19 protein-coding genes are annotated in these 25,658 nt (G+C 61.6%); all 19 read left to right on the top strand.

Going from position 1 to position 25,658, the window contains the following annotated elements:
- Positions 1–83: 83 nt before the first annotated feature.
- The 19 genes from JNO48_06995 to JNO48_06905 all read left to right on the top strand — a co-directional run bounded on the left by JNO48_06995 (position 84) and on the right by JNO48_06905 (position 25,648).
- A complete protein-coding gene (locus JNO48_06995) occupies positions 84–1,247 on the top strand; it encodes a hypothetical protein (protein ID QTE69632.1) in 1,164 nt (387 codons plus the stop codon).
- Positions 1,248–1,265: 18 nt separating this feature from the next.
- Positions 1,266–4,220, top strand: coding sequence for a DUF87 domain-containing protein (locus tag JNO48_06990; protein ID QTE69631.1), 2,955 nt, complete (start codon positions 1,266–1,268; stop codon positions 4,218–4,220).
- A 3-nt stretch (positions 4,221–4,223) separates the two neighbouring features.
- Positions 4,224–5,399: a DUF2974 domain-containing protein gene (locus tag JNO48_06985; GenBank protein QTE69630.1), complete on the top strand. Its 1,176-nt coding sequence runs from the start codon at positions 4,224–4,226 to the stop codon at positions 5,397–5,399.
- Positions 5,400–5,580: 181 nt separating this feature from the next.
- Complete coding sequence (locus tag JNO48_06980) at positions 5,581–6,759, top strand: dihydroorotase (GenBank protein ID QTE69629.1); 1,179 nt, start codon at positions 5,581–5,583, stop codon at positions 6,757–6,759.
- Between the two features lie 21 nt (positions 6,760–6,780).
- On the top strand, positions 6,781–9,954 hold the full coding sequence (carB, locus tag JNO48_06975) for a carbamoyl-phosphate synthase large subunit (protein ID QTE69628.1): 3,174 nt from the start codon (positions 6,781–6,783) through the stop codon (positions 9,952–9,954).
- Between the two features lie 7 nt (positions 9,955–9,961).
- The gene (locus JNO48_06970; GenBank protein ID QTE69627.1) at positions 9,962–10,696 is read left to right on the top strand and encodes a dihydroorotate dehydrogenase electron transfer subunit; all 735 of its coding nucleotides are present in this window, start codon (positions 9,962–9,964) and stop codon (positions 10,694–10,696) included.
- Entirely contained in the window at positions 10,684–11,592 is a 909-nt protein-coding gene (locus JNO48_06965) for a dihydroorotate dehydrogenase (GenBank protein QTE69626.1), read from the top strand. Before JNO48_06970 ends, JNO48_06965 begins: the two co-directional genes overlap by 13 nt.
- Positions 11,592–12,296, top strand: a complete 705-nt coding sequence (pyrF, locus tag JNO48_06960; protein QTE69625.1) for an orotidine-5'-phosphate decarboxylase — start codon at positions 11,592–11,594, stop codon at positions 12,294–12,296. Before JNO48_06965 ends, pyrF begins: the two co-directional genes overlap by 1 nt.
- Positions 12,297–12,316: 20 nt before the next feature.
- The gene (locus JNO48_06955; GenBank protein ID QTE69702.1) at positions 12,317–12,949 is read left to right on the top strand and encodes an orotate phosphoribosyltransferase; all 633 of its coding nucleotides are present in this window, start codon (positions 12,317–12,319) and stop codon (positions 12,947–12,949) included.
- Positions 12,950–13,205: 256 nt separating this feature from the next.
- A complete protein-coding gene (pyrB, locus tag JNO48_06950) occupies positions 13,206–14,126 on the top strand; it encodes an aspartate carbamoyltransferase (protein QTE69624.1) in 921 nt (306 codons plus the stop codon).
- Between the two features lie 32 nt (positions 14,127–14,158).
- On the top strand, positions 14,159–14,581 hold the full coding sequence (locus JNO48_06945; protein ID QTE69623.1) for an aspartate carbamoyltransferase regulatory subunit: 423 nt from the start codon (positions 14,159–14,161) through the stop codon (positions 14,579–14,581).
- 289 nt (positions 14,582–14,870) lie between these two features.
- A complete protein-coding gene (gene purE / locus JNO48_06940; GenBank protein ID QTE69622.1) occupies positions 14,871–15,371 on the top strand; it encodes a 5-(carboxyamino)imidazole ribonucleotide mutase in 501 nt (166 codons plus the stop codon).
- A 27-nt stretch (positions 15,372–15,398) separates the two neighbouring features.
- Complete coding sequence (locus tag JNO48_06935; GenBank protein QTE69621.1) at positions 15,399–16,823, top strand: amidophosphoribosyltransferase; 1,425 nt, start codon at positions 15,399–15,401, stop codon at positions 16,821–16,823.
- A gap of 85 nt (positions 16,824–16,908) precedes the next feature.
- A complete protein-coding gene (locus JNO48_06930; GenBank protein ID QTE69620.1) occupies positions 16,909–17,952 on the top strand; it encodes a phosphoribosylformylglycinamidine cyclo-ligase in 1,044 nt (347 codons plus the stop codon).
- A gap of 19 nt (positions 17,953–17,971) precedes the next feature.
- Positions 17,972–18,586 (top strand): phosphoribosylglycinamide formyltransferase, encoded by a 615-nt coding sequence (locus JNO48_06925; GenBank protein QTE69619.1) that lies wholly within the window; start codon positions 17,972–17,974, stop codon positions 18,584–18,586.
- 22 nt (positions 18,587–18,608) lie between these two features.
- On the top strand, positions 18,609–19,328 hold the full coding sequence (locus JNO48_06920) for an IMP cyclohydrolase (GenBank protein ID QTE69618.1): 720 nt from the start codon (positions 18,609–18,611) through the stop codon (positions 19,326–19,328).
- Positions 19,329–19,344: 16 nt separating this feature from the next.
- Positions 19,345–20,529 carry a phosphoribosylaminoimidazolecarboxamide formyltransferase gene (locus JNO48_06915; protein QTE69617.1) on the top strand — a complete coding sequence of 395 codons (1,185 nt, stop codon included), beginning with the start codon at positions 19,345–19,347 and terminating at the stop codon, positions 20,527–20,529.
- A gap of 141 nt (positions 20,530–20,670) precedes the next feature.
- On the top strand, positions 20,671–21,930 hold the full coding sequence (purD, locus tag JNO48_06910) for a phosphoribosylamine--glycine ligase (GenBank protein ID QTE69616.1): 1,260 nt from the start codon (positions 20,671–20,673) through the stop codon (positions 21,928–21,930).
- A 28-nt stretch (positions 21,931–21,958) separates the two neighbouring features.
- A complete protein-coding gene (locus JNO48_06905) occupies positions 21,959–25,648 on the top strand; it encodes a phosphoribosylformylglycinamidine synthase (protein ID QTE69615.1) in 3,690 nt (1,229 codons plus the stop codon).
- Positions 25,649–25,658 lie beyond the last annotated feature (10 nt).

The following is a 25,658-nucleotide window of genomic DNA, read 5'->3' as shown; positions in this document are numbered from 1 at the left end:
CACCTGTCAAACGCCCGGAGACGGGCACGGGTTGCCCTCAAAAGGAAAACGATGTACAATATATAGTTACGGAGGGCTATGATATGCGGATTCGTGAATGCATACGGAAGATCCTGTGCGTGGCGGCGATCCTTTCGCTGGCGGCCGGACCGGCCCTGGCGGACGATGTGTCGCTGACCGAGATGTCCCTGGCGCTGGGCAGCAGCGTGGTCCGCTATCCCGCCGCGGACGGCATCGCGGATGAAACCCTGCGGGAAGCCGTGGATGAAAAGATGAAAGCCGGCCTGGATACGGATACGTACCTGGGACGGATGATGACGCTGATTTCCGAAGAGACCCTGCGGATTGAAACCACATGGGAAGGCGCAGTGCTGGGCGATGTGATCAGCTGTGTTGTCTCCGCGGAAGGCGCGCTGGCGGACAGCCGGAGTACCCACCGGTGGACATGGACCAACATCGACCTGCGCGACGGGCATGAGATTACCCTGGACGAGCTGTTTGCGGACGGGGAGACGGCCCGGGCGGCGCTGGAGGAATACCTGGACTTTGAAGTGGCGCCGGAGCTGAGCGCCCACCTGGCCAACAGCGAGCTGACGCCCCTGCCGGACGGATTCCGGCTGGAACGGACCGGCCTGACGCTGCTGTATCCCGTGAACCGGCTGAGCACCCTGCGGGACCGGGCGGGAGCGGTGAAAATCGGCTGGAACGAAATCCGGGGATACCTGGATGACGGGGAAGACGGCATTCCGGCGCGGATCGGCGCGGCGGAAATGATGACGCTGGACGATGAAAGCGCGGAACGGATCCGGGAAATGGCGGAAAGCGGCCGGCTGCCGGATATCCCGGTGGAAATCGGGGAAGGGCTGAAGGCGCTGACGGATCATTACCACATGCTGACGGATCCGGACGTGTATGAAGGCGGAAGGCTGTTTGCCCTGGAAGGCGCGTGCTTCCGGAACGTGTTCCTGATGACGGATTTCCTGAGCGAGAAATGGGACGACAGTATTGTGCAGGGAATCCGGATGGACCGTGGATGCGCCTGGGGCCTGTGCATCGGGGAAACCGCGCGGGAAGACTGGCGCACAGCGCTGGGCGAACCGGACGCGGAGACCGAACTGGACGCGGACAAGGCGGAGGCGAACCGGATGGAACCGGGCGCCTGCGATTACTATAACTGCGGTAATTACCAGCTGCGCCTGTACTGTAACGGGGACGGGATTTTAAGCAGCATTGTGCTGACCGAGTAACGAAAGACGGAGGAAAACATGGCTCAGAAGGGCACCAGGAGGAAACAGGCACCTGCATATTCGGCGGATACCATTGCCCTGCGGTATATGGGCGGCCTTGCGCTGATCGCGCTGGGCGTGATGGTGTTTATGGCGGTGGTGCTGCGGATGCAGGGCGAAGTGTTCGGCGGGCTGAGCCGGATCTGCCGCGGAATATGCGGCAGCCTGGCGGCGGTGCTGCCGATCCTGCTTGTGTGGGGCGGCGGACTGGTGATCTGGTCCGCGCAGCGGCAGGCGCCGGTGCGCCCGTGGGTGTTTGCGCTCCTGAGCTTTCTGGGGATCTGTACCTTTATTATGCTGATCAGCCCGGGCGGCATGGAAGCGCTGGACCGGCAGGGAAAGACCTACGACGGGGTGATCGGCAAGGCATTCTATGACTGCTCCATGACCGGATCCGGCGGCGGGGCGCTGGGCGTACTGCTCGGCTGGCCGCTGTGGAAACCGCTGGGACCGGCCCTGGCCATCGTGATCATCTTCCTGGCGACGCTTTTCTGCCTGCTGATGATGGTGAACCTGACGCCCGTTCGGATCAAAGACCTGGTGACCGGCGGGGCGGGAAAACTCCGCGATCAGCGGCAGCAGGCGCAGATGCAGGCGGAACAGCAGCAGCTGGCATGGCAGCAGCAACAGGCCATCCAGCAGCAACAGCAGGCCGCGTGGCAGCAGGAGCAGCAGCGCCGGATTATTGAACAGCAGCAGGCCCAGACGGCCTATGCCGTACAGCAGAATGCCTGGCCGCAGGCGGGCGGAGAGCATCCGCAGAATGCGCAGCCGGGCATGCAGCCCGGAGCGTACCCGGGCAATACCGGCGTGGAAGCCTGGCAGGAGCAGCTGACCAACCGCCAGGCGGCGGGCAATCAGGCGGGTCACCAGAGCCGGATTTTCGGCCGGAAGGATGAAGGCAGTCCCGCAAAGGCGGAACGCCCGCGCATCAGCCGGATTTTCGGCAGGAAGGAAGAGGAATACGACGGACTGGTTGATACCCAGAGCACCGCGGCCGCTGCCGCGGCAGCCATCCGCCATGCGCAGAAGACAACGGAAAAACCGGCACGGCGCACCGTGACGGATACACCGATCACGAAGCCGGAAACCCTGTGGAACACGGTGACGGAAGAAGCGGAAGCCGAGGCGGCCGAAAGGGTGAAGAAGCCGCAGCCGGCGAAGATCCGGACGGCGCCCGAAAACATGGACAATTACCGGCGGCCGCAGCCGGCGGCGGAAAAGAAACCCGCTGCGGCACCGGCACAGGTACCGATGGATATGCCGGAGCAGCGGCCCGCGGAAAAACCCGCGGAGGAGACGGCGCGTACGCCGCGCGCGGCGCGGACCGCCGCACCGGCAACGGCGACACCGGTACCGGGGGCGAAACCCCAGACGATCGGGGAGCAGGCTTACAAGCCGACGCTGAAGCTGCCGCCGCGGGATGAGGCGGAAGAGCCGGAAGAAGAAATCTGGATGCCCACGCCGTACAACTATCCGCCGATTACCGACCTGGCGCTGCCGAAACCCCCAGAAGGAAATACCGCCGAAGAGGATTTCATGCGCTCCCGGAAGCTGGAGGAAACCCTGGCCAGCTTCAAGGTACAGGCGCGCGTGGTGAACGTGACCCACGGCCCCGCGATCTCCCGCTTTGAGCTGGAGCTGGCATCGGGCACGAAGGTCAACAAGGTGGCGGAGCTGGAGAAGGATATCGCTTATAATATGGAAGCGACGTCCATCCGGATTGAAGCGCCGATTCCCGGCAAGAGCCTGGTCGGCGTGGAAGTGCCGAACCGGAAGGTGGCAACCGTTACCCTGCGCGAGGTGCTCTCGAGCGAGAAGATGCAGAACGCCAAGTCCCTGCTGACGGTGGCGCTGGGCAAGGATATTGCCGGAACGCCGATCGTGTGCGACCTGGCCAAGATGCCGCATATGCTGATTGCCGGCCAGACCGGCAGCGGTAAATCCGTGTGCATCAACGCGATTATCAACAGCTTGCTGTACCGGGCAAGCCCGGACGAGGTGCGGATGATCCTGGTGGACCCCAAGGTGGTCGAACTGCAGTGCTATAACGGTATTCCGCACCTGCTGATCCCGGTGGTGAACGATCCGCACAAGGCCGCGGCCGCGCTGGCCTGGGCGGTGGCGGAGATGATGGAGCGGTACGACAAGTTCGCGGAGCGCAAGGTCCGCAACCTGGACGGATACAACGCGGTGCTGGGCGAGCATGAGAAGCCCATGAGCCGGATCGTAATCATCATCGACGAGCTGGCGGACCTGATGATGGTCTGCAAGAAGGACGTGGAAGAATATATCTGCCGGCTGACGCAGCTGGCGCGCGCGGCGGGCATCCACCTGATCGTGGCAACGCAGCGTCCGTCCGTGGACGTTATCACCGGCCTGATCAAGGCAAACATCCCGAGCCGGATCGCCTTCAAGACCGCGAGCTATGTGGACAGCCGGACGATCCTGGACCGGAACGGCTCCGAACAGCTGCTGGGCTGGGGCGACATGCTGTACCTGCCCACGGGTTCCTTTGCCCCGACGCGGGTGCAGGGCTGTTTCCTGAGCGACGAGGAAGTCAACCGGATCGTGACGCATGTGCGGGACGCGAACCCGAGCACGTATGATCCCGACATCCTGGAGAAGCTGGAGCAGATTGCGAACGGCGCAAACAATGACGCGCCCGGCGCGGACATGATCGGCGGAACGGCCGACATGGGCGGCAGCGACGGCAGCCTGTTTGAACAGGCGGTGGAATACGCCATCGCTGACGGACAGATCTCCACCAGCACCCTGCAGCGGCGGCTGAAGATCGGATATGCCCGGGCCGGCCGGCTGACGGACGAGATGGAGGAACGGGGGATTGTGGCGGCCAAGGACGGCAGCAAGCCCCGTAAGTGCCTGATTACCCGGGAAGAATGGGAAGAAATGAAACAGGTATCGGAAGTGTAAACCATGGCCAACATGATCGATTATCTGGTATGGCGGGGTGAGCTTACGCTGGAGGCCAGTCCGTGGAACGAGGTGGACGGCCTGCTGCTGGCGACCCTGAGCTACCTGAATTTTCACGGCATCCAGCATCCGAAGGGATGGACGCTGGAGGAGCTGAAGCGGCTGGACGCCGTGATTCCGTCCACGAGCAGCAGTTATCCGCTGCGGAAGCAGGCCTTTGAAGGCATGGCGGACAGCATCCGTTTCGGCAAAAGCCGGGTGCACCATTTCATCGCGATGACCGATGAGACCAAGACCATGCAGTTCTCCGCGATGTGCGTGGACCTTCCGGACGGCACGATGGGCGTCGCGTTCCGCGGAACGGACAATACGATGATCGGCTGGCGCGAGGATTTCAACATGGCGTACCAGACCCGGGTGCCGGGCCAGATCGCCGCGGAGTATTACCTGACCCGGGCGGCGCAGGCAACCGACCGGCCCCTGCGGGTAACCGGCCACAGCAAGGGCGGCAACCTGGCGGTATACGCGGCAGCGTCCGTGGCGCCGGAGGTCCAGGACCGGATTGTGAGCCTGCAGGTATATGACGGCCCCGGCATGAACCGGGAGATCTCCTCCGGAGAGGGTTACGAAAGGATCCGGGACAAAATCCAGTCCTACATTCCCCAGACGAGCATTATCGGCCTGCTGATGGATTACTACCAGCCGTACACGGTGGTGAAATCGATTGCGGGCGGAATCAGCCAGCATGATCCCATGACCTGGCAGGTATACGGAAAGCACTTTGAGGAGCTGCCCGGGATTGACCGGACCGCCGGGCTGATCTGCGAGACGCTGCACGAATGGCTGCAGAACAGCACGCCGGAACAGCGGGGCGCCTTTGTGGACGCGATGTTCCAGATGGCGGACGGCATCAATGCCACAAAGATGAGCGACATCACGAACGAAAAACTTCGCAGCATGTGGAAAATGTTCGGCAGCCGGAAAGAAATTGATCCGGAACTGCGGCGGGTTTTCAGCCGGCTGACCGCGCAGGCGGTGACCCTGGGCTTCGGCAACGTGGTGGAGCGCGTGCGCGGAAAGCGGGAGGAAGGCGTGGAAGAACGCGCCTGGGAAACGATGATTCCGGACGAAGAGGACGAAGCGGCGGAGGACGAAAAAAAGGACGAAAACCCGTCTTGACAAACGGGGGATATTATGGTAAAAACTCTACCGGTACCGATCTTTAAGGCGATACGGGATATCGGCAAGATTCGGGCGGAAGGGCGTGTGCCGCTGTGCGGCAGGCGCATCAGTCACGCAATCCGGGCTCTGCCGATTCACCGGCAGGGTCTTTTTTTACGGACATGGAAAGGAACGCGCGATGACTGTGAAACAGGTAATAACCGCGGAAATGCGGAAGGATGCCATTCAGCAATCAGGCGGCGTATTTATTTTTCCCGGCTTCTGCGATGTGCACGTGCACTATCGGGAGCCGGGTTTTTCTTATAAGGAAACGATCGAAAGCGGCAGCCGGGCGGCAGCGCGGGGCGGATACACCGCCGTGTGCGCGATGCCGAACCTGAACCCGGTGCCGGACAGCCTGCCGCACCTGGCAGAGGAAGAAGCGCTGATCCGCGCGGCGGGGGACATCACGGCGGTTTACCCCTATGCGGCGCTGACCGTCGGGGAGAAGGGACAGGAGGCCGCGGACCTGGAGGAGCTTGCTCCGCAAGTGATTGCCTTCTCGGATGACGGCAAGGGCGTCCAGTCCGAAAGCATGATGCGCAGCCTGATGGAGCGCTGCCGGAAGCTGGGGAAGATCATCGCGGCCCACTGCGAGGATGAAACCCTGGTGCGGGGCGGATACATCCACGACGGCGTGTATGCCCGGGAGCACGGGCACAGGGGCATCTGCAGCGAGAGCGAATGGGGCCCGATCGCCCGGGATATCCGCCTGGCAAAGGAAACCGGATGCGCCTACCACGTATGCCACATCAGCTGCAGGGAGAGCGTGGAACTGATCCGGCAGGCGAAGAGGGATGGGGTGGACATCACCTGCGAAACAGGGCCGCATTACCTGCTGATGGATGAGAACGACCTGCAGGAGGACGGCCGGTTCAGGATGAACCCGCCGATCCGCGCGAAGGAAGACCGCGAAGCGCTCCTGGAAGGCCTGGTGGACGGAACGATCGACATGATTGCGACGGACCACGCGCCGCACAGCGCGGAGGAAAAGAGCCGCGGGCTGGCGGGAAGCGCCTTCGGGATTGTGGGGCTGGAGACCGCCTTCCCGGTGCTGTATACCGGGCTGGTGCGGAAGGGCATCCTGCCGCTGGAGCGGCTGATTGACCTGATGGCCTTCAATCCCCGGGAACGGTTCGGGATCTCCCTGGCGGCGGGAGACCGGACGGAATGGGACCTGGGCCGGGAATACGAAATTGATCCGGCGGAGTTCCTGAGCATGGGCAAGGCAACACCCTTCGCGGGGTGGAAGGTTTTCGGCCGGTGCGTCCGGACGGTGCATAATGGAAAGACGGTTTACGAAGAAACGGTGAAATAAAGGAAAGCGGAGGAAAAGAAAATGGCGAAACGGACAGATATCAAGAAGGTACTGATCATCGGCAGCGGCCCGATCGTGATCGGCCAGGCGGCGGAGTTTGACTACGCCGGCACCCAGGCGTGCCTGGCCCTGAAGGAAGAGGGCTACGAGGTCGTGCTCTGCAACTCCAACCCGGCGACGATCATGACGGACACCTCCATTGCGGACAAGGTGTACATGGAGCCGCTGACCCTGGAATACATCGCCAAGATCCTGCGCTATGAGCGGCCGGACGCCATCGTGCCCGGCATCGGCGGACAGACGGGCCTGAACCTGGCCATGCAGCTGGAACGCAAGGGTGTGCTGAAGGAGTGCGGCACGGAGCTGCTGGGCACCTCCAGCCGGAGCATCGAGCGGGCGGAGGACCGCGAGCTGTTCAAGGAAATGTGCCAGAGCATCGGTGAGCCGGTGATCCCAAGCGAGATTACCTACAGCCTGGAAGAGGCGAAGAAGGCGGCGTTGGACATCGGCTATCCGGTGGTGCTGCGGCCCGCGTTCACCCTGGGCGGTACCGGCGGCGGCTTCGCCTACAATGAGGAAGAACTGATCGAGATCGGCACGAATGCCTTCCGGCTGAGCCCGGTGCACCAGGTGCTGATTGAAAAGAGCGTGCGCGGATACAAGGAGATCGAGTTCGAAGTCATGCGGGACAGCAATGACAAGGCGATCACCATCTGCGGCATGGAGAACGTGGACCCCGTAGGTGTGCACACCGGCGACAGCGTGGTGGTGGCGCCGATCCTGAGCCTGAACGACCACGACCTGAAGATGCTGAACGACAGCGCGATCCGCATCATCCGGGAACTGAAGATCGAAGGCGGCTGCAATGTGCAGTTTGCCCTGAACCCCGAAAGCAGCGAATACTTCCTGATTGAGGTCAACCCGCGGGTGAGCCGGTCTTCCGCCCTGGCGAGCAAGGCCAGCGGATACCCGATTGCCCGGGTGACTGCGAAGATTGCCCTGGGCATGGCGCTGGAGGAGATTCCGGTGGCCGGCGGCAACGCGGCCATGGAGCCGAGCCTCGACTACATTGTGGCGAAGTTCCCGCGGTTCCCCTTCGACAAGTTTACTGACGCCAGCAACATGCTGGGCACCCAGATGAAGGCGACCGGCGAAGTGATGGGCATCGGCAGCAACCTCGAAGAGTGCATGCTCAAGAGCGTACGCAGCCTGGAGACGGGCGTATGCCACCTGCACATGGCGAAATTCGACGGAATGAGCCGCGAAGAGCTGCTGGACTATGTGTCCGAATTCCGCGCGGATACCCTGTTTGCGGTGACGGAGCTGCTGCGCCGCGGCGAGCCGATTGAGACCGTCCACGAAAAGACCATGATCACCGGGCTGTTCCTGGAAAGCCTGAAAAAGATCACGGAGATGGAGAAGGTCCTGGCGGCGGCGCCGGGAGATACGGCGGTGCTGCGGCAGGCCAAGGAAATGGGCTTCGGCGACAAGGCCATCGCAGGCTTCTGGAACATGAAGGAGACCGATATCTACGCGCTGCGGAAGCAGAACGGAATCGTGCCGGTGTTCCGCATGGTGGATACCCTGCATACCGGCAAGTACATCGCTTACCTCTACTCCAGCTACACCAACAAAAACGATTCCATCCTGACGGACAAGAAGAAGATTGTGGTGCTGGGCGCCGGCCCGATCCGTATCGGCCAGGGCGTGGAATTCGACTACTCCACGGTGCACGCGGTACAGACCATCCGCCGCGCCGGATACGAAGCGATCATCATCAACAACAACCCGGAAACGGTTTCCACCGACTACACCACGGCCGACAAGCTGTACTTTGAGCCGCTGACGCCCGAAGACGTGATGGCGATCATCGACTTTGAGCAGCCGGAAGGCGTGATTGCCTCCCTGGGCGGCCAGACGGCCATCAACCTGGCCCAGCCGCTGATGGACCGCGGCGTGAAAATCATCGGAACGGACTGCGCCGCCATCGAAAAGGCGGAGAACCGCGACAGCTTCGAAAAGATCCTGCTGGACCTGAACATCCCGCAGCCGAAGGGCCGGGCGGTGACCCGGATTGAGGACGGTGTGCAGGCCGCGGCGGAGATCGGCTACCCGGTACTGGTACGCCCGAGCTTCGTGCTGGGCGGCCGCGCGATGCAGATCGTCGCGAACGAGGATCAGCTGCGCCACTACCTGAAGACTGCGGTGGAAATCGACGCGGACAAGCCGGTGCTGGTGGACAAGTACATCCGCGGCAAGGAAGTGGAAGTGGACGCGATCTGCGACGGCCGCGACGTGTTCGTGCCCGGCATCATGGAACTGGTGGAACGGACCGGTATCCACTCCGGCGACTCCATCTCGGTGTATCCCGCCTTCTCCATCAGCAACCGCGTGAAGGGGATCATCCTGCAGTACGCGAAGAAGCTGGGCCTGGGCATCGGCATCATCGGCCTGTACAACATCCAGTTCATCGTGGATGAGAAGGAAGACGTGTATATCATTGAGGTGAATCCGCGCTCCAGCCGGACCGTGCCCTTCCTGAGCAAGTCCACCGGATACTCCCTGGCGGATATCGCCACGGAGGTCATCCTCGGCAAGAGCCTGAAGGAACAGGGCATCTTCGACCTGTATCCCGAAGAGAAGAAACGCTACTATGTCAAGGTGCCGGTATTCAGCTTCAACAAGATCAAGGGCCTGGACGCCTACCTGAGCCCGGAAATGAAATCCACAGGCGAAGCGATCGGCTACGATGACAAGCTGAACCGCGCACTTTACAAGGCGCTGCAGGCCGGCGGAACCCGCCTGCAGAACTACGGCACGGTGCTGGCGACCATCGCGGACCGCGACAAGGCGGAAGCGCTTCCGCTGATCCGCCGGTTCTACAACCTGGGCTTCAACATTGAGGCGACGCCCGGCACCGCGAAGTTCCTGAAGGAGAACGGCATCCGCACGCACATGCTGAAGAAGATCAGCGAAGGCAGCAATGAGATCCTGGAAAGCATCCGGCAGGGACATGTGGCCTACATCATCAACACCCGGGAGATCGGGGCGACGGACTCCGAGCATGACGGACTGCAGATCCGCCTGACGGCGACCGAGAACAACGCGACGATCTTCACCAGCCTGGATACGGTGCGGGTGCTGCTGGACGTGCTGGAGGAGACGACCCTGACCATCTCGACCATCGACGCGTGAGGACAAGATGAAGGAACAAAAACTGACCGTAACGGAAAACCGGGCGCTGACTGAAAGCGTATACCGGATGGAGCTGGCCGGCGAAGCGCTGGAGGCGCAGAAGCCTGGGCAGTTTGTGAACATTCGGCTGGACGGACTGTTCCTGCGCCGCCCGATCTCCGTGTACGACTCGGCGGAAGGCCGCCTGATGATCATCTACAAGGCAGTCGGGAAGGGCACACGCCAGATGACCGGGCTGAAGCCCGGGGCGGAGCTGGATGTGCTGACCGGGCTCGGCAACGGATATGACCTGGACAAGGCTGGGGACCGGCCGCTGCTGCTGGGCGGCGGCGTCGGCGTGCCGCCGCTGTACCTGCTGGCGAAGCAGCTGCGGGCGCAGGGGCGCGCGGTGAGCGTGGTGCTCGGGTTCAACACCCGGACGGAGGTGTTCGGCGAAGAAGAGTTCAAAGCGCTGGGCTGTGACGTGACCGTGACGACGGCGGACGGGAGCTACGGAAAGCGCGGATTTGTGACGGACGCGCTGCCGGAGGAATACAGCTTCTTCTACACCTGCGGGCCGGAACCGATGCTGCGGGCAGTGTACCGCGCGACAAAGACCGGCGGGCAGTTCAGCTTTGAGGAACGGATGGGCTGCGGCTTCGGCGCCTGCATGGGCTGCAGCTGCAAAACCATTACCGGATACAAGCGGATCTGCCGGGAAGGCCCGGTGCTGGAAAAGGAGGAGATCCTGTGGGCAGACTGACAACGACGCTGTGCGGGATCGAGCTGGACAATCCGGTGATCCCGGCGAGCGGCACCTTCGGATTCGGATATGAATTCGCACAGTGGTATGATATCAACATCCTGGGGACCTTCTCCTTCAAGGGAACCACGAAGGATCCCCGGTTCGGCAACCCGACGCCGCGGATCGCGGAATGCCCGGCGGGCATGATCAACGCGGTGGGACTGCAGAATCCGGGCGTGGACCGGGTGATCAGCGAGGAGCTGCCGAAGCTGAAGGAAGTTTTCCGTAAGCCGGTGATGGCGAATGTAAGCGGATTCAGCGTGGCGGATTATGCCGAAACCTGCGCCCGGCTGGACGGGGAAGAACAGGTCGGCTGGCTGGAGGTGAACATCTCCTGCCCGAACGTGCACGGCGGCGGCATGAGCTTTGGCACCGACCCGAAGGCGGCGGCTGAGGTGACCCGCGCAGTGAAGCAGGTGACCACCAAGCCGGTGATCATGAAGCTGAGCCCGAACGTGACGGACATCACCGCCATCGCGAAGGCATGCGAGGACGCCGGGGCGGACGGAATCAGCCTGATCAACACACTGCAGGGCATGCGGATTGACCTGCGGACGCGCAGGCCGGTGCTGCGGAACGTGATGGGCGGCGTGAGCGGCCCGGCAGTGTTCCCGGTGGCGCTGCGCATGGTATACCAGACGGCCCGCGCGGTGTCTGTGCCGGTGGTCGGCATGGGCGGTGTAAGCAGCGCGGAGGACGTGCTGGAAATGATGATGGCCGGTGCGGCCGCGGTGGAGGTCGGGGCAGCGAACCTGACAGACCCGATGGCCTGCAAACGGATCATAGAGGAACTGCCGGAGGCCATGGACCGGTACGGCATCCGGGAACTGAGCGAGCTGGGAGGGAAGAACTGATGGGAAAAGACGTAATCATCGCCTGTGACTTTGACAGCGCCGAAAGAACGTTCGCGTTTCTGGACCGGTTTACCGGACGGAAGCCGTTTGTGAAGATCGGCATGGAGCTGTACTACGCGGAGGGGCCGGCCATCGTGCGGGAACTGAAGCGCCGCGGGCACAAAATTTTCCTGGACCTGAAACTGCATGACATCCCGAACACCGTGAAGAAGGCCATGGCGGTCCTGAGCCGGCTGGACGTGGACATCTGCAACCTGCACGCCGCGGGAACAAAGCGGATGATGGAAGCCGCGCTGGAAGGCCTGACCCGGCCGGACGGCACCCGGCCGCTGCTGATCGCGGTGACCCAGCTGACCAGCACGGACCAGGAAGCGCTGGAAAAAGACCTGTGGATTGAGAAACCGATTGACGAAGTAGTAATGCACTATGCCCGGAACGCTCGGGAAGCGGGCCTGGATGGCGTGGTTTGCTCCCCGCTGGAGGCCGGCAAGGTGCATGCGGCCTGCGGGGCGGACTTCCTGACGGTGACGCCGGGGGTGCGGTTCGCGGACGGGGATGTCGGTGATCAGAAGCGCGTGATGACCCCGGCGGAGGCGAAGAAGGTCGGAAGCGATTACATCGTGGTCGGCCGGCCGATTACGGCGGCGGAAGACCCGGTGGCGGCATATGAGCGCTGCCTGCGTGAATTTACGGAAGGAGAATAAAACCGATGACAAGACAGGAAATCAACCAGCTGATCGCACAGGACCTGCTGAAAATCAAGGCCGTGTTTTTCCGGCCGGAGGACCCCTTTACCTGGGCCAGCGGGATCAAGAGTCCCGTATACTGTGACAACCGCCTGACGCTGACCGCGCCGGAAGTGCGGACCGATGTTGAACAGTGCATGGCGAAGGTCATCGGCGAGGAATATCCGGAAGTGGAAGTGCTGATGGGCACCTCGACCTCCGGTATCGCCCACGCGGCGATCACCGCCCACCTGATGGAACTGCCGATGGGCTATGTGCGCGCCGGCGCGAAGGACCACGGCCGCCAGAACCAGATTGAAGGCCGGCTGGAGCCCGGCCAGAAGGTCGTGGTTGTGGAAGACCTGATCTCCACGGCTGGCAGCGCCCTGGAAGTGGTGGACGTGCTGCGGAAGGCCGGCGCGGACGTGCTGGGCATCGTGAGCATCTTTACCTACAACATGCAGAAGGGCATTGACAACCTGCGCGCGGCGAACGTGAAGAACGTTTCCCTGACGAACTTCGACGTGATTGCGGAGGAAGCCGCGAAGGCCGGCTACATCCGCCCGGAGGACATCTCCCGGCTGATCCGGTTCCGGGACAATCCCTCTGATGGCAGTTGGGCGAACCTTTGACAACCCGCTGTGCGGGAAATTTTGTCAAAGGTGAGGTCAACCGAAAGGAAGCGGTCTCCCCAGTGGGGAGCCGCGACCATTGAGGTTGCGGAACGAACCTTTGACAACCCGCTGTGCGGGAAATTTTGTCAAAGGTGAGGTCAACCGAAAGGAAGCGGTCTCCCCAGTGGGGAGCCGCGACCATTGAGGTTGCGGAACGAACCTTTGACAACCCGCATGTAATGAAGACAGACTGAATGACGGGAGGGAAACCATAATGCGCAGCATTATCGATGTACCGGACCTGACACCGGCAGAGCTGGACGCGCTGATGGATACGGCGGAGGATATCATTGCCCGGCCGGAGAAATACAGCGATACCTGCCGGGGAAAGAAACTGGCAACGCTGTTTTTTGAACCCAGTACGCGGACGCGGCTGAGCTTTGAAGCGGCGATGTACGAGCTGGGCGGCAACGTGCTGAGCGTGACCGGCGCGGGAACAAGCTCCGCCGCGAAGGGTGAGAGCGTGGCGGATACCGCCAAGACTGTATCCTGCTACGCGGATATCATTGCCATGCGCCATCCCAAGGAAGGCGCGGCACTGGTGGCGGCAAGGAGCGCTTCCGTACCGGTGATCAACGCCGGCGACGGCGGCCACTGCCATCCGACCCAGACGCTGGCGGACCTGCTGACGATCCGCCGGGAAAAGGGACGCCTGGACCACCTGACAGTGGGCCTGTGTGGCGACCTGAAATTCGGCCGGACGGTGCACTCCCTGATCAACGCCATGAGCCGGTATGAGGGGCTGAACTTTGTGCTGATCAGCCCGGAGGAGCTGAAGGTTCCGAGCTACGTGAAGAACGATGCCCTGAAGAAAAAAGGCATTCCCTATACGCAGACCACCGACCTGATGCAGGTGATCGGCGACCTGGACATCCTGTACATGACGCGCGTCCAGCGGGAGCGCTTCTTCAACGAAGAGGATTACCTGCGCCTGCGTGACAGCTATATCCTGACACCGGAGAAGCTGAAGAAAGCCCGGCCGGACCTGAGCGTGATGCATCCGCTGCCCCGGGTGAACGAGATCAGCGTGGCGGTGGACGATGACCCGCGGGCCTGCTACTTCAAGCAGGTGCTGAACGGGAAGTACATGCGCATGGCCCTGATCCTGATGCTGCTGGGACTGAAAGCCAAGTGAACTGAACGCCAACCGAAAGGGGAGGTTTTCCGATGAATGTGGATTCCATCCGGGACGGGATTGTGATTGACCATATCGCGCCGGGCAATGCCATGAAGCTGTATGACCTGCTGGGGCTGGCGGAGCTGGACGTGCCGGTGGCGATGATCACCAATGTGGTTTCCGCCAAGCGCGGCCGCAAGGATATCATCAAAATTGACGCGGAAATTCCCGTGGACATCAATGTGATCGGGTATGTGGATCCTGAAGCCACGGTGAATATCATCCGGCACGGCGAACTGGTGGAGAAGAAGCGGATCGGCATGCCGGAAACGCTGGTGAACGTGCTGAAATGCAAGAACCCCCGGTGCATCTCCTGCTGCGAACAGGAGCTGGACCAGATTTTCCACCTGGCGGATCCCGAAAAGCGGGAATACCGCTGCGTATGGTGCGAAGCCAAGGCTGCGGATATCTGACAGAATCATCCCCGCCCGGAAGCGCAAATGCCTTCCGGGCGGTTTTTTTCACGCAATCCGGGATTTTTGCATCACCGCATGGAAAAAACCGGGAATAGCAGAATGGAAAAGTATCAACCAGAACGGACAAAACACGAACGTTCAAAACCGAACGTTCGTGTTTTTGGGTCTATTTCCGGATTATTTATGATTTTTGCGTTGACAATGTTCGGATTTAGGACTATTATGATAACGGAAATTCAGCGATTGGCGCGGCTGACACCGCGGAAAGCAAAGGAGCGACGGATCGATGAAAAAGGTCGGGATCATCATGGGCAGCGACAGCGACCTGCCGGTGATCAGAAAAGCGACAGATATGCTGGACAGCCTGGGGATTCCCTATGAAGCCCATGTATACTCAGCACACCGTACACCGGTCCAGGCGCGGGACTTCGCGATCCGCGCGCGGGAAAACGGATTCGGTGTGCTGATTGCTGCTGCGGGAATGGCCGCGCACCTGGCGGGCGCCATCGCAGCCAACACCACCCTGCCGGTGATCGGGATTCCATGCACGGGTCCCTGCCTGGAAGGGCTGGATGCGCTGCTGAGCACCGTTCAGATGCCGACGGGGATTCCGGTGGCTACGGTGGCGGTGAACGGCGGCGGAAACGCCGCGCTGCTGGCGGCCCAGATCCTGGCGCTGGAAGACGCCGGACTGGCGGAGAAGCTGGAAGCCAAGCGGGAAAAGGATGCCCGGAACGTGCTGGAGAAGGACGCCGGGATCATGGCGAGGCTGAAGGAAGCCAAATAATATCAATAAGGAAAAGAGCGGGGAAATATGGGAGGATATTTCGGAATCGCATCCAAGAACGACTGCATGCTGGACGTGTTCTTTGGCGTGGACTACCACAGCCACCTGGGCACCCGGAGAGCCGGCATGGCGGCGTGGGACAAGGAAATCGGACTGCAGCGCAAGATCCACAACATCTGCAACGCGCCGTTCCGTACGAAATTTGAGCACATCTTTGAAGAAATGCGCGGCACATCGGCCATCGGCTGCATCTCGGACGCAGATCCGCAGCCGCTGCTGATCCGCTCCAACCTGGGCACGTACGCGATTTGCATGACCGGTGTGATCAACAACGCGGACGCGCTGATTGAGCAGTACCTGAGCTTCAGCGGCGGTCATTTCGATTCCATGACCGGCGGCCAGATCAACCAGACCGAGCTGCTGAGTGCGCTGATCAACCAGAAGAGCAATTTCGCCGAGGGCATCCGTTTTGCCCAGAAGTCCATTGTCGGCACGGCATCCATCCTGATCCTGACGGAGCGGGGTACGCTGATTGCCGCGCGGGACCGCATGGGCCGGCTGCCGGTGGCGGTTGGAAAGCGGGAAGACGGATACGCGGTCGCGTTTGAATCCTTCGCGTATCACAAGACGGGATTTGAAGATGTCTGCGAGCTTGGGCCTGGGGAAATCGTGGAGCTGACGCCCGACAAGATGACCCGGCTGTCCCCGCCCTTGAAGGAAAAGAAGATCTGCTCCTTCCTGTGGAGCTATTACGGATATCCCACCTCCACCTACGAGGGCGTGAACGTGGAGGAGATGCGCTACCGCAACGGTGCGATCCTGGCGGAAAACGACAAGGCAGCCGGGCGGAATGACCCGATCGACTACGTCGGCGGCGTGCCGGATTCCGGTACCCCCCACGCGATCGGATACGCCAACGAGAGCGGCGTTCCCTTTGCCCGGGCGTTCATCAAATACACGCCCACTTGGAGCCGCAGCTTTATGCCGGCCAGCCAGAAGGACCGGGACAAGATCGCGAAGATGAAGCAGATCCCCGTGAACGAACTGATCCGGGGCAAGAACCTGCTGTTTGTGGATGACTCCATCGTCCGCGGAACACAGCTGCGCGAAACGGTTGAGTTCCTGTACGAAAGCGGCGCCAAGAGCGTGCATATGCGCAGCGCATGCCCGCCGATCATGTACGCCTGCAAGTACCTGAACTTCTCCCGCTCCAACAGCGATATGGAACTGATTGCCCGCCGGGTGATCGTGGAGCTGGAAGGCGAGGAAGGCCTGAAGTACATCGACGAGTACGCCGACGGCAGTACAGAACGCGGGAAGAAGCTGCGGGAAACGATCTGCGAAAAATTCCATTTCGCTTCCCTGGAATTCCAGACGCTGGAAGGCGTGATCAAGGCCATCGGCCTGAATCCGTGTGAACTCTGCACTTACTGCTGGAACGGTAAAGAATAAAACGTACAGCGAACCAGCTCCAAGAACCAGAAACAATGAACGAGGATGAGGAACTGGAAAGATAACGGACGGAGGATAAAAGTCCATGATTGAGAATTCGAAATCCGAAGCCTACGCGGCGGCTGGTGTGGATATCACCGCGGGATACCGCGCGGTAGAACTGATGAAGAAGCATATCAGCCGGACCAAGACTCCCGGCGCCGACACGGAAGTGGGCGGTTTCGGCGGCCTGTTTGAGCCGGACCTGGCGGGCATGAAGCAGCCGATCCTGGTTTCCGGAACGGACGGCGTCGGCACCAAGCTGAAGATCGCCTTCCTGATGAACAAGCATGACACAATCGGCATCGACTGCGTGGCGATGTGCGTGAACGATATCATCTGCTGCGGCGCGCAGCCGCTGTTCTTCCTGGACTACATTGCCTGCGGCAAGAACGTTCCGGAAGTAATCGAGCAGATTGTGAAAGGTGTATGCGACGGATGCGTGCAGGCCGGCGCCGCGCTGATCGGCGGCGAGACGGCGGAGCATCCCGGCATGATGCCGGAGGATGAGTACGACCTGGCGGGTTACACCACCGGCATTGTGGACAAGGCAAAGATGATTGACAACAGCCGGATGAAGGCCGGGGACGTGATCATCGCGCTGGCCTCCTCCGGAGTTCATTCGAACGGCTTCAGCCTGGTGCGGAAGGTGTTCGACGTGGAGAACGCAGACCTGACCAGCCCGGTGGAACGGCTGGGCGGGAAGAGCCTGGGAGAGGCCCTGCTGGAGCCCACCCGCATCTATGTGAAGCCGGTGCTGGCGCTGCTGAAGGAAGCGGACGTCAAGGGCATCAGCCACATCACCGGCGGCGGATTCTACGAGAATATCCCGCGGAGCATTCCGGACGGCCTCGGTGCGAAGATCGAACGCAGCAAGGTCCGGGTACTTCCGATTTTCGACCTGATCGCGGAAGCGGGGAACGTCAGCGAGCGCGACATGTTCAACACCTACAACATGGGCGTGGGCATGAGCATCGTGGTGGCTCCGGAAGACGCGGAGAAGGCGCTGAATATCCTGCGGGATTACGGCGAGGACGCCTATATCATCGGCGAGATCGAGGAAAGTACGGAAAAAATCACGATTGTCTGACCGACAGACGGAGGTGCGTATGAGCGGAAAAGCCCGTATTGCCGTACTGGTTTCCGGCGGCGGAACCAACCTGCAGGCGATCCTGGATGCCGGAGCACGGGGGGAGATCCCGGACGGCGAGGTGGTTGTGGTCATCAGCGACCGGGCCGGCGCCTATGCGCTGGAGCGCGCGGCGAAAGCCGGAATCCCGGGCCTGGAGATCAACAAGAAGGCCTGCGGCGGACAGGCTCCCTTCGAGGAGAAGCTGATCGCGGCGCTGGAGGAAAACCGGATTGACCTGATCGTGCTGGCAGGGTTCCTGAGCATCCTGACTGAGAACTTTACGGCCCGGTACCCCCGCCGGATTATCAATGTGCACCCGAGCCTGATTCCGAGCTTCTGCGGCGCGGGGTTCTACGGACTGAAGGTGCATGAGGCGGCACTGGCCCGGGGCGTAAAGGTAACCGGCGCGACGGTGCATTTCGTAAACGAGATCCCCGACGGGGGAGAGATCATTGCCCAGAAGGCTGTGGAGATCCGGGACGGTGACACACCGGAGATCCTGCAGCGCCGGGTGATGGAACAGGCAGAGTGGATTATACTTCCGCAGAGTGTGGAGAAGGTTTCCGCGGAAGTAGCAGCCCGGAAGGCATAAATACAAGGAGGAGAAGGACAACATGGACATCTATCGCATCAATACCCCGGAAGAACTGCTGGAGAACAACACGTATCCCGGACGCGGCATCATCATCGGCAAGACGCCGGACGGAAAGAAAGCCATGACGGCCTACTTCATCATGGGCCGCAGCGAGAACAGCCGGAACCGGATCTTCACCGAGAAGAACGGCGAAGTGTTCACCGAGCCCTTTGACGCCGCGAAGGTGCAGGATCCTTCCCTGATCATCTACGCCGCCATCCGGACGTTTGAGAATAACCTGATCGTGACCAACGGCAACCAGACCGATACGATCTACGACGGCCTGAAGGACGGCAAGTGCTTCAGCTGCGCGCTGGAGAGCCGTGAATTCGAGCCCGACGGCCCGAACTTTACCCCCCGCATCAGCGGCATGCTGACCTTTGCCGACGGGGACTTCACTTACCAGATGAACATCCTCAAGAGCGCGGACGCAGAAGGCTCCGCATGCAACCGCTTCACCTACAAGTACGCGCCAAAGAGCGGACTGGGCCACTTCCTCCACACCTATGTGTGCGACGGCAACCCGATTCCGACCTTCCAGGGCGAGCCGGAGCGCATCGCCATCTGCGACTGCATCGACGAGATGACCGAGCGCGTATGGAACGCCCTGAACGAGCAGAACAAGATCAGCCTCTATGTCCGCTATGTGGACCTCGAAACCGGCGCTGTGGAGAACCGCCTGGTGAACAAGAACAAGTAATAAAGGAGACAGGACCATGAAAGAATTTGAACTGAAGTATGGCTGCAACCCCAACCAGAAGCCCGCGAAAATCTACATGAACGACGGCAGCGAGCTGCCGATCCAGATCCTGTCCGGCCGTCCGGGCTACATCAACTTCCTCGACGCGTTCAACTCCTGGCAGCTGGTCAAGGAGCTGAAGGAAGCGCTGGGACTGCCCGCGGTCACCTCCTTCAAGCATGTGAGCCCCACCTCTGCCGCGGTTGGCATTCCGCTGAGCGATGACCTGAAAAAGGCCTGCTTTGTGGATGATATCGAAGGCCTGGATGATTCCCCCCTGGCGTGCGCCTATGCCCGTGCCCGCGGCACCGACCGGATGTGCTCCTTCGGTGACTGGGTGGCGATGAGCGACGTGTGCGACGTGACCACCGCGAAGATGCTGAAGCGCGAAGTTTCCGACGGTGTGATCGCCCCCGGTTACGAGCCTGAAGCCCTGGAGATCCTGAAGACCAAGCGCAAGGGCAACTACAACATCGTGCAGATTGATCCGAACTATGTACCGGAAGCCCAGGAGCGCAAGCAGGTGTTCGGCATCACCTTTGAACAGGGCCGGAACAACTTCGAAATCAACCGGGCGCTGCTGAGCGAGATCGTGACGAAGAACAAGGAACTGCCGGATTCCGCGGCACGCGACCTGATCATCGCCCTGATCACCCTGAAATATACCCAGTCCAACTCCGTGTGCTACGCGGTGGACGGACAGGCCATCGGCGTGGGCGCCGGCCAGCAGAGCCGCATCCACTGCACGCGGCTGGCGGGCTCCAAGGCGGATACCTGGTTCCTGCGGCAGCATGAGAAGGTCCTGAACCTGCCCTTCCGGGCGGACCTGGGCCGGCCGGAGCGCGACAACGTGATCGACGGCTATATCAACCAGAACGAAGAAGACGTCTGTGCGGACGGCAACTGGCAGAAGTACTTTGAGACCCAGCCGGCGCCCCTGACCGATGCGGAGAAGAAAGCCTTCCTGAGCACCCGCCAGAATGTGGCCCTGGGCTCCGACGCGTTCTTCCCCTTCAGCGACAACATCGAACGTGCGTACCGCAGCGGCGTGAAGTACATCGCCGAGCCCGGCGGATCCATCCGCGATGACGCCGTGATCGAATGTGCCGACAAGTACGGCATGACCATGTGCTTCACTCACATGCGGCTGTTCCATCATTGACGGAGAGCCATCCGCGCTTCAGCGCGGCGAATGGCTCCCGTGCTACAGCTGTCCATTCCCGCGAGCCGCAGGCGATGCGGGAATGGGTAACAGCGATCGCACTGCATGGTGAAATTCAATAAATCATAGCGAGGACAGAATATGAAGCTGATGGTGATTGGCGGCGGCGGCCGTGAACATGCCATTATCAAAAAGCTGCGGGAGAATCCCGCGGTGGATACCATCTGGGCCCTGCCGGGAAACGGCGGCATCGCGGCGGACGCGACCTGCGTGCCGATCAAGGCGACCGACATTGACGGAATTGTCCGCTTCGCGAAGGAAAACCCCGTGGATTACGCGGTGGTCGCACCGGATGATCCGCTGGTGCTGGGCTGCGTGGATGCGCTGGAAGCAATCGGGATTCCCTGCTTCGGGCCCCGGAAGAACGCGGCCATCATTGAAGGCAGCAAGGTGTTCTCCAAGGACCTGATGAAGAAATACGGCATTCCGACCGCGGAATACCGGGTGTTTGACAACGCGGAAGATGCGCTGGAGTACCTGAAGGAAGCGCCGATTCCCACGGTGGTGAAGGCGGACGGCCTGGCCCTGGGAAAGGGCGTGACCGTGGCCATGACCCGGGAGGATGCGGAAGCTGCCGTGCGCGAGGCCATGGAGGACAAGAAATTCGGCGCGAGCGGCGACCAGATTGTGATCGAAGAGTATCTGGAAGGGCCGGAGGTTTCCGTGCTGAGCTTCACGGACGGAACCACTGTGGTGCCGATGATTTCCAGCATGGACCACAAGCGCGCCGGGGACGGCGATACCGGCCCGAATACCGGCGGTATGGGCACGGTGGCGCCGAACCCCTTCTACACCGACGCGGTGGCTGCGCAGTGCATGGAAACGATTTTCCTGCCCACGATCCGGGCGATGAAGGCGGAAGGCCGTGAGTTCCGCGGCTGCCTGTACTTCGGCCTGATGATTACGAAGGACGGGCCGAAGGTGATTGAGTACAACTGCCGTTTCGGCGACCCCGAAACCCAGGTGGTGCTGCCCCTGCTGGAAAGCGACCTGCTGACGGTGATGCAGGCGGTGACGGCCGGGAAGCTGGCGGAGTGCGAAGTGAAGTTCCGTGACGCGAACGCGTGCTGCGTGGTGCTGGCTTCCGCCGGGTATCCGGTTTCCTACAGCAAGGGATATGAGATCACGATTCCGGCGGATGTGCTGCCCCATGTGTATGTGGCGGGCGCCGCGGAAAAAGACGGAAAACTGGTGACTTCCGGCGGGCGGGTGCTGGGTGTGACCGCGGTGGCGGGAACCCTGCAGGAAGCGCGCGACGAAGCCTACGCGATGGCGGACCGGATTGAGTTTGAAAACAAGTACTGCCGGCGGGATATCGCGGCACGGGCGCTGAACGCCTGAAAAAAGCACAGCAATCAGGAGAGACATTATGGTCTACAGAATATTTGTGGAAAAGAAACCCGGCCTGGACAACGAAGCCCGGGCACTGGAGAATGACGCGAAAACGCTGCTGGGCATCCAGGGCCTGGAGAAGGTCCGGCTGCTGAACCGCTATGACGCGGAGAACATTTCGGAAGAGCTGTTCAATTACGCGGTGAAGACCGTATTCTCCGAGCCGCAGCTCGACATCGCGACGACCGCGGTGGATACGGAAGGCGCGACGGTTTTCGCGGTGGAATACCTGCCCGGCCAGTTTGACCAGCGGGCGGACTCCGCGGCCCAGTGCATCCAGATCATCAGCCAGGGCGAACGGCCGCTGATTCACAGCGCGCGCCTGTACGTGCTGTACGGGAACCTGGGAGACGCGGAAATCGCGGAGATCAAGAAGTATGTGATCAACCCGGTGGAAGCCCGGGAAGCTTCGCTGGAAAAGCCCGCCACGCTGAAGGCTGAATACGCTGTGCCCACGGAAGTGGCCACGCTGGACGGCTTTACCGCGCTGGACCGGGCCGGCCTGGAGCGCTTTGTGGAAAGCTATGGCCTGGCCATGGACGCGGACGATATCGCGTTCTGCCAGGAATACTTCCGGAGCGAGAAGCGGGAGCCCACCATTACCGAGATCCGGATGCTGGACACCTACTGGAGCGACCACTGCCGCCACACCACCTTCCTGACGGAGATCGACGGGGTCACCTTTGAGGATCCGGTGCTGGAGAAGGCATACGCGGATTACCTGGCGGTGCGGAAGGAGCTGGGCCGGACCAAGCCGGTCTGCCTGATGGACATCGCCACCGTGGCGGTGCGCTGGCTGAAAGCGAACGGCAAACTGCCGAAGCTGGATGAGAGCGAAGAAATCAATGCCTGCACGGTCAAGATCGAAGTGGAAGCCGACGGGAAGAAAGAGCCCTGGCTGCTGCTGTTTAAGAATGAAACCCACAACCATCCGACGGAGATTGAACCCTTCGGCGGCGCGGCTACCTGCATCGGCGGCGCGATCCGCGACCCGTTGAGCGGCCGGGCCTATGTCTACGGCGCGATGCGCGTGACCGGCGCGGCCGACCCGACCGTGCCCGTGAGCGAAACGATTCCCGGTAAGCTGCCGCAGCGCAAGCTGGTTTCCACGGCGGCGGCCGGATATGCCTCCTACGGCAACCAGATCGGCCTGGCGACCGGTATTGTGGATGAGATTTACCATCCCGGCTATGCCGCGAAGCGCATGGAAATCGGCGCGGTGATCGCGGCGGCGCCGGCGGAAAACGTCCGCCGGGAGCGTCCGGCCCCCGGAGACGTGGTGATCCTGCTGGGCGGAAGCACCGGACGCGACGGCATCGGCGGCGCGACGGGCTCCTCCAAGGCGCATAACGCCCACAGCGTGGAGACCTGCGGTGCGGAGGTCCAGAAGGGCAACGCACCTGAGGAGCGCAAGCTGCAGCGCCTGTTCCGGAACGGCGATGCCTGCCGGATGATCAAGCGGTGCAATGACTTCGGCGCGGGCGGCGTGAGCGTCGCCATCGGCGAGCTGGCGGACGGGCTGGAAATCAACCTGAACGCGGTGCCGAAGAAGTACGAAGGACTGGACGGCACGGAACTGGCGATTTCCGAAAGCCAGGAACGGATGGCCGTTGTGGTTGCGGCGGAAGACGTGGATGCGTTCCTGAAGCTGGCCGGTGAGGAGAACCTGCAGGCCTGCCCGGTGGCGGTCGTGAAGGAAGAGCCGCGGCTGCGGATGAACTGGAACGGTAAGACCATCGTGGATATCAGCCGCGAATTCCTGAATTCCAACGGTGCGCCGAAGCATATCCGGATCAACCCCGCAAAGCCGGAAGACTGGCAGCGGAAGGTTTCCGGAAGCTTCACCGACAATATGAAGGCCATGGCCACGGACCTGAATATGTGCTCCAAGCGCGGCCTGGGCGAGCGGTTTGACTCCACCATCGGCGCGGGCAGCGTGATGATGCCCTTCGGCGGAAAGAACCAGCTGACCCCCGTGCAGGCGATGGTACAGAAGGTAAGCATGGAGCAGAAGCATACCGACGACTGCTCCCTGATGGCCTGGGGATACAACCCCTTTATCACGGAAAAGAGCCCCTACCACGGCGCCTACCTGGCGGTGGTGGAATCCGTGAGCAAGCTGATTGCCTCCGGCGCGGAGTTCAGTGACGTATACCTGACCTTCCAGGAATACTTTGAGAAGCCCGGGAAGGACGGACGGCGCTGGGGCAAGCCCCTGGCGGCCCTGCTGGGTGCCTTTGAAGCCCAGAAGGCGCTGGGAATCGGCGCCATCGGCGGCAAGGACTCCATGAGCGGCTCCTTTGAGAAGCTGGACGTTCCGCCGACACTGGTCTCCTTCGCGGTGACCATGGCGAAGACCGGCGACATCATTTCCCCGGAAACCAAGCAGGCCGGCCACAAGCTGGTGCTGCTGCACACGGAAACCAACGCAGACGGACTGCCGGATACGGCATCCCTGCTGGCCACCTTTGACAAGGTGACAAAGCTGGCCCGGGAAGGCAAGGTATATGCCTGCTTTACGCCGGGACTCGGCGGAATCGCCGAGGCGGTCATGAAGATGAGCTTTGGCAACGGCCTGGGCGTCCGCTACGCGGAGGGCTGGACGGTCGATGAGCTGACCTGCTACCGCTACGGCGACTTCCTGGTGGAGACGGATGACGCGGAAGCCGGCCGGCTGCTGGGCGAAGTGACGGACGACGGCAGACTGACCCTGGGCGACGAAAGCATTTCCCTGGCCAGCCTGCAGTGCCTGTGGGAAGACAAGCTGGAATCCGTATATCCCTGCAATATTCCGACACCGGATGAGAAGGCGGAGAATATTTCCTTCCCGGCGGAAAGCTGGGCGGCGCCTGCGGTGAAGACCGCGCGGCCGCGGATTCTGATTCCCGCGTTCCCCGGAACAAACTGCGAATATGACAGCGCCCGGGCGGTCCGGGATGCCGGCGCGGATGCCCGCATCATGGTGATCAACAACCTGACGGCGGAAGGCATTGCCCGCAGCGTGGAGGATTTCGCCCGCGAAATCGGCCGGAGCCAGGCGATCTTTATCCCCGGCGGCTTCAGCGGCGGCGACGAACCGGACGGCAGCGCCAAGTTCATTACCGCGTTCTTCCGGAACCAGGCGGTCCGCGAGGGTGTGACCGAGCTGCTGGAGAAGCGCGACGGCCTGATGTGCGGTATCTGCAACGGCTTCCAGGCCCTGATCAAGCTGGGACTGGTGCCCTTCGGAAAGATCATCGACACGGATGAGACCTGCCCGACGCTGACCTTCAACATCATCGGCCGCCACCAGAGCCGCATGGTGCGGACCCGGATCGCGAGCAACCGCAGCCCCTGGCTGCAGGGAACCCAGGTCGGGGATATTTACTCCGTACCGATCAGCCACGGCGAAGGCCGTTTCCTCGCAGATGACGCGACGATTGCCCGCCTGATCGAAAACGGGCAGGTTGCCACGCAGTATGTAGACCTGGACGGCAACGCGACGATGGATGTGCGCTTCAACCCGAACGGCAGCCGCATGGCAATTGAGGGCATCACGAGCCCTGATGGCCGTGTATTCGGCAAGATGGGCCACAGCGAGCGTGTCGGCGCCGGACTGTATAAGAATGTACCCGGCAATTACGATATCCGGATGTTTGAATCCGCAGTGAAATATTTCAAAGGATGAGAACCAACGA

The organism is Clostridiales bacterium (assembly GCA_017569285.1).
GTDB lineage: Bacteria > Bacillota > Clostridia > Christensenellales > Aristaeellaceae > Aristaeella.
Note: the sequence above shows the minus strand (reverse complement) of the source record. Positions and strands in the feature narration are given on the sequence as shown.

Excerpts from the sequence above, each read along its gene's own strand:
- JNO48_06970 (QTE69627.1), top strand. The coding sequence starts at position 9,962 with ATGAAGGAACAAAAACTGACCGTAACGGAAAACCGGGCGCTGACTGAA.
- JNO48_06985 (QTE69630.1), top strand. The coding sequence starts at position 4,224 with ATGGCCAACATGATCGATTATCTGGTATGGCGGGGTGAGCTTACGCTG.
- JNO48_06935 (QTE69621.1), top strand. The coding sequence starts at position 15,399 with ATGGGAGGATATTTCGGAATCGCATCCAAGAACGACTGCATGCTGGAC.
- JNO48_06925 (QTE69619.1), top strand. The coding sequence starts at position 17,972 with ATGAGCGGAAAAGCCCGTATTGCCGTACTGGTTTCCGGCGGCGGAACC.
- JNO48_06945 (QTE69623.1), top strand. The coding sequence starts at position 14,159 with ATGAATGTGGATTCCATCCGGGACGGGATTGTGATTGACCATATCGCG.
- pyrF (QTE69625.1), top strand. The coding sequence starts at position 11,592 with ATGGGAAAAGACGTAATCATCGCCTGTGACTTTGACAGCGCCGAAAGA.
- JNO48_06905 (QTE69615.1), top strand. The coding sequence starts at position 21,959 with ATGGTCTACAGAATATTTGTGGAAAAGAAACCCGGCCTGGACAACGAA.
- JNO48_06990 (QTE69631.1), top strand. The coding sequence starts at position 1,266 with ATGGCTCAGAAGGGCACCAGGAGGAAACAGGCACCTGCATATTCGGCG.
- JNO48_06980 (QTE69629.1), top strand. The coding sequence starts at position 5,581 with ATGACTGTGAAACAGGTAATAACCGCGGAAATGCGGAAGGATGCCATT.
- pyrB (QTE69624.1), top strand. The coding sequence starts at position 13,206 with ATGCGCAGCATTATCGATGTACCGGACCTGACACCGGCAGAGCTGGAC.
- JNO48_06995 (QTE69632.1), top strand. The coding sequence starts at position 84 with ATGCGGATTCGTGAATGCATACGGAAGATCCTGTGCGTGGCGGCGATC.
- JNO48_06920 (QTE69618.1), top strand. The coding sequence starts at position 18,609 with ATGGACATCTATCGCATCAATACCCCGGAAGAACTGCTGGAGAACAAC.
- carB (QTE69628.1), top strand. The coding sequence starts at position 6,781 with ATGGCGAAACGGACAGATATCAAGAAGGTACTGATCATCGGCAGCGGC.
- JNO48_06930 (QTE69620.1), top strand. The coding sequence starts at position 16,909 with ATGATTGAGAATTCGAAATCCGAAGCCTACGCGGCGGCTGGTGTGGAT.
- purD (QTE69616.1), top strand. The coding sequence starts at position 20,671 with ATGAAGCTGATGGTGATTGGCGGCGGCGGCCGTGAACATGCCATTATC.
- purE (QTE69622.1), top strand. The coding sequence starts at position 14,871 with ATGAAAAAGGTCGGGATCATCATGGGCAGCGACAGCGACCTGCCGGTG.
- JNO48_06915 (QTE69617.1), top strand. The coding sequence starts at position 19,345 with ATGAAAGAATTTGAACTGAAGTATGGCTGCAACCCCAACCAGAAGCCC.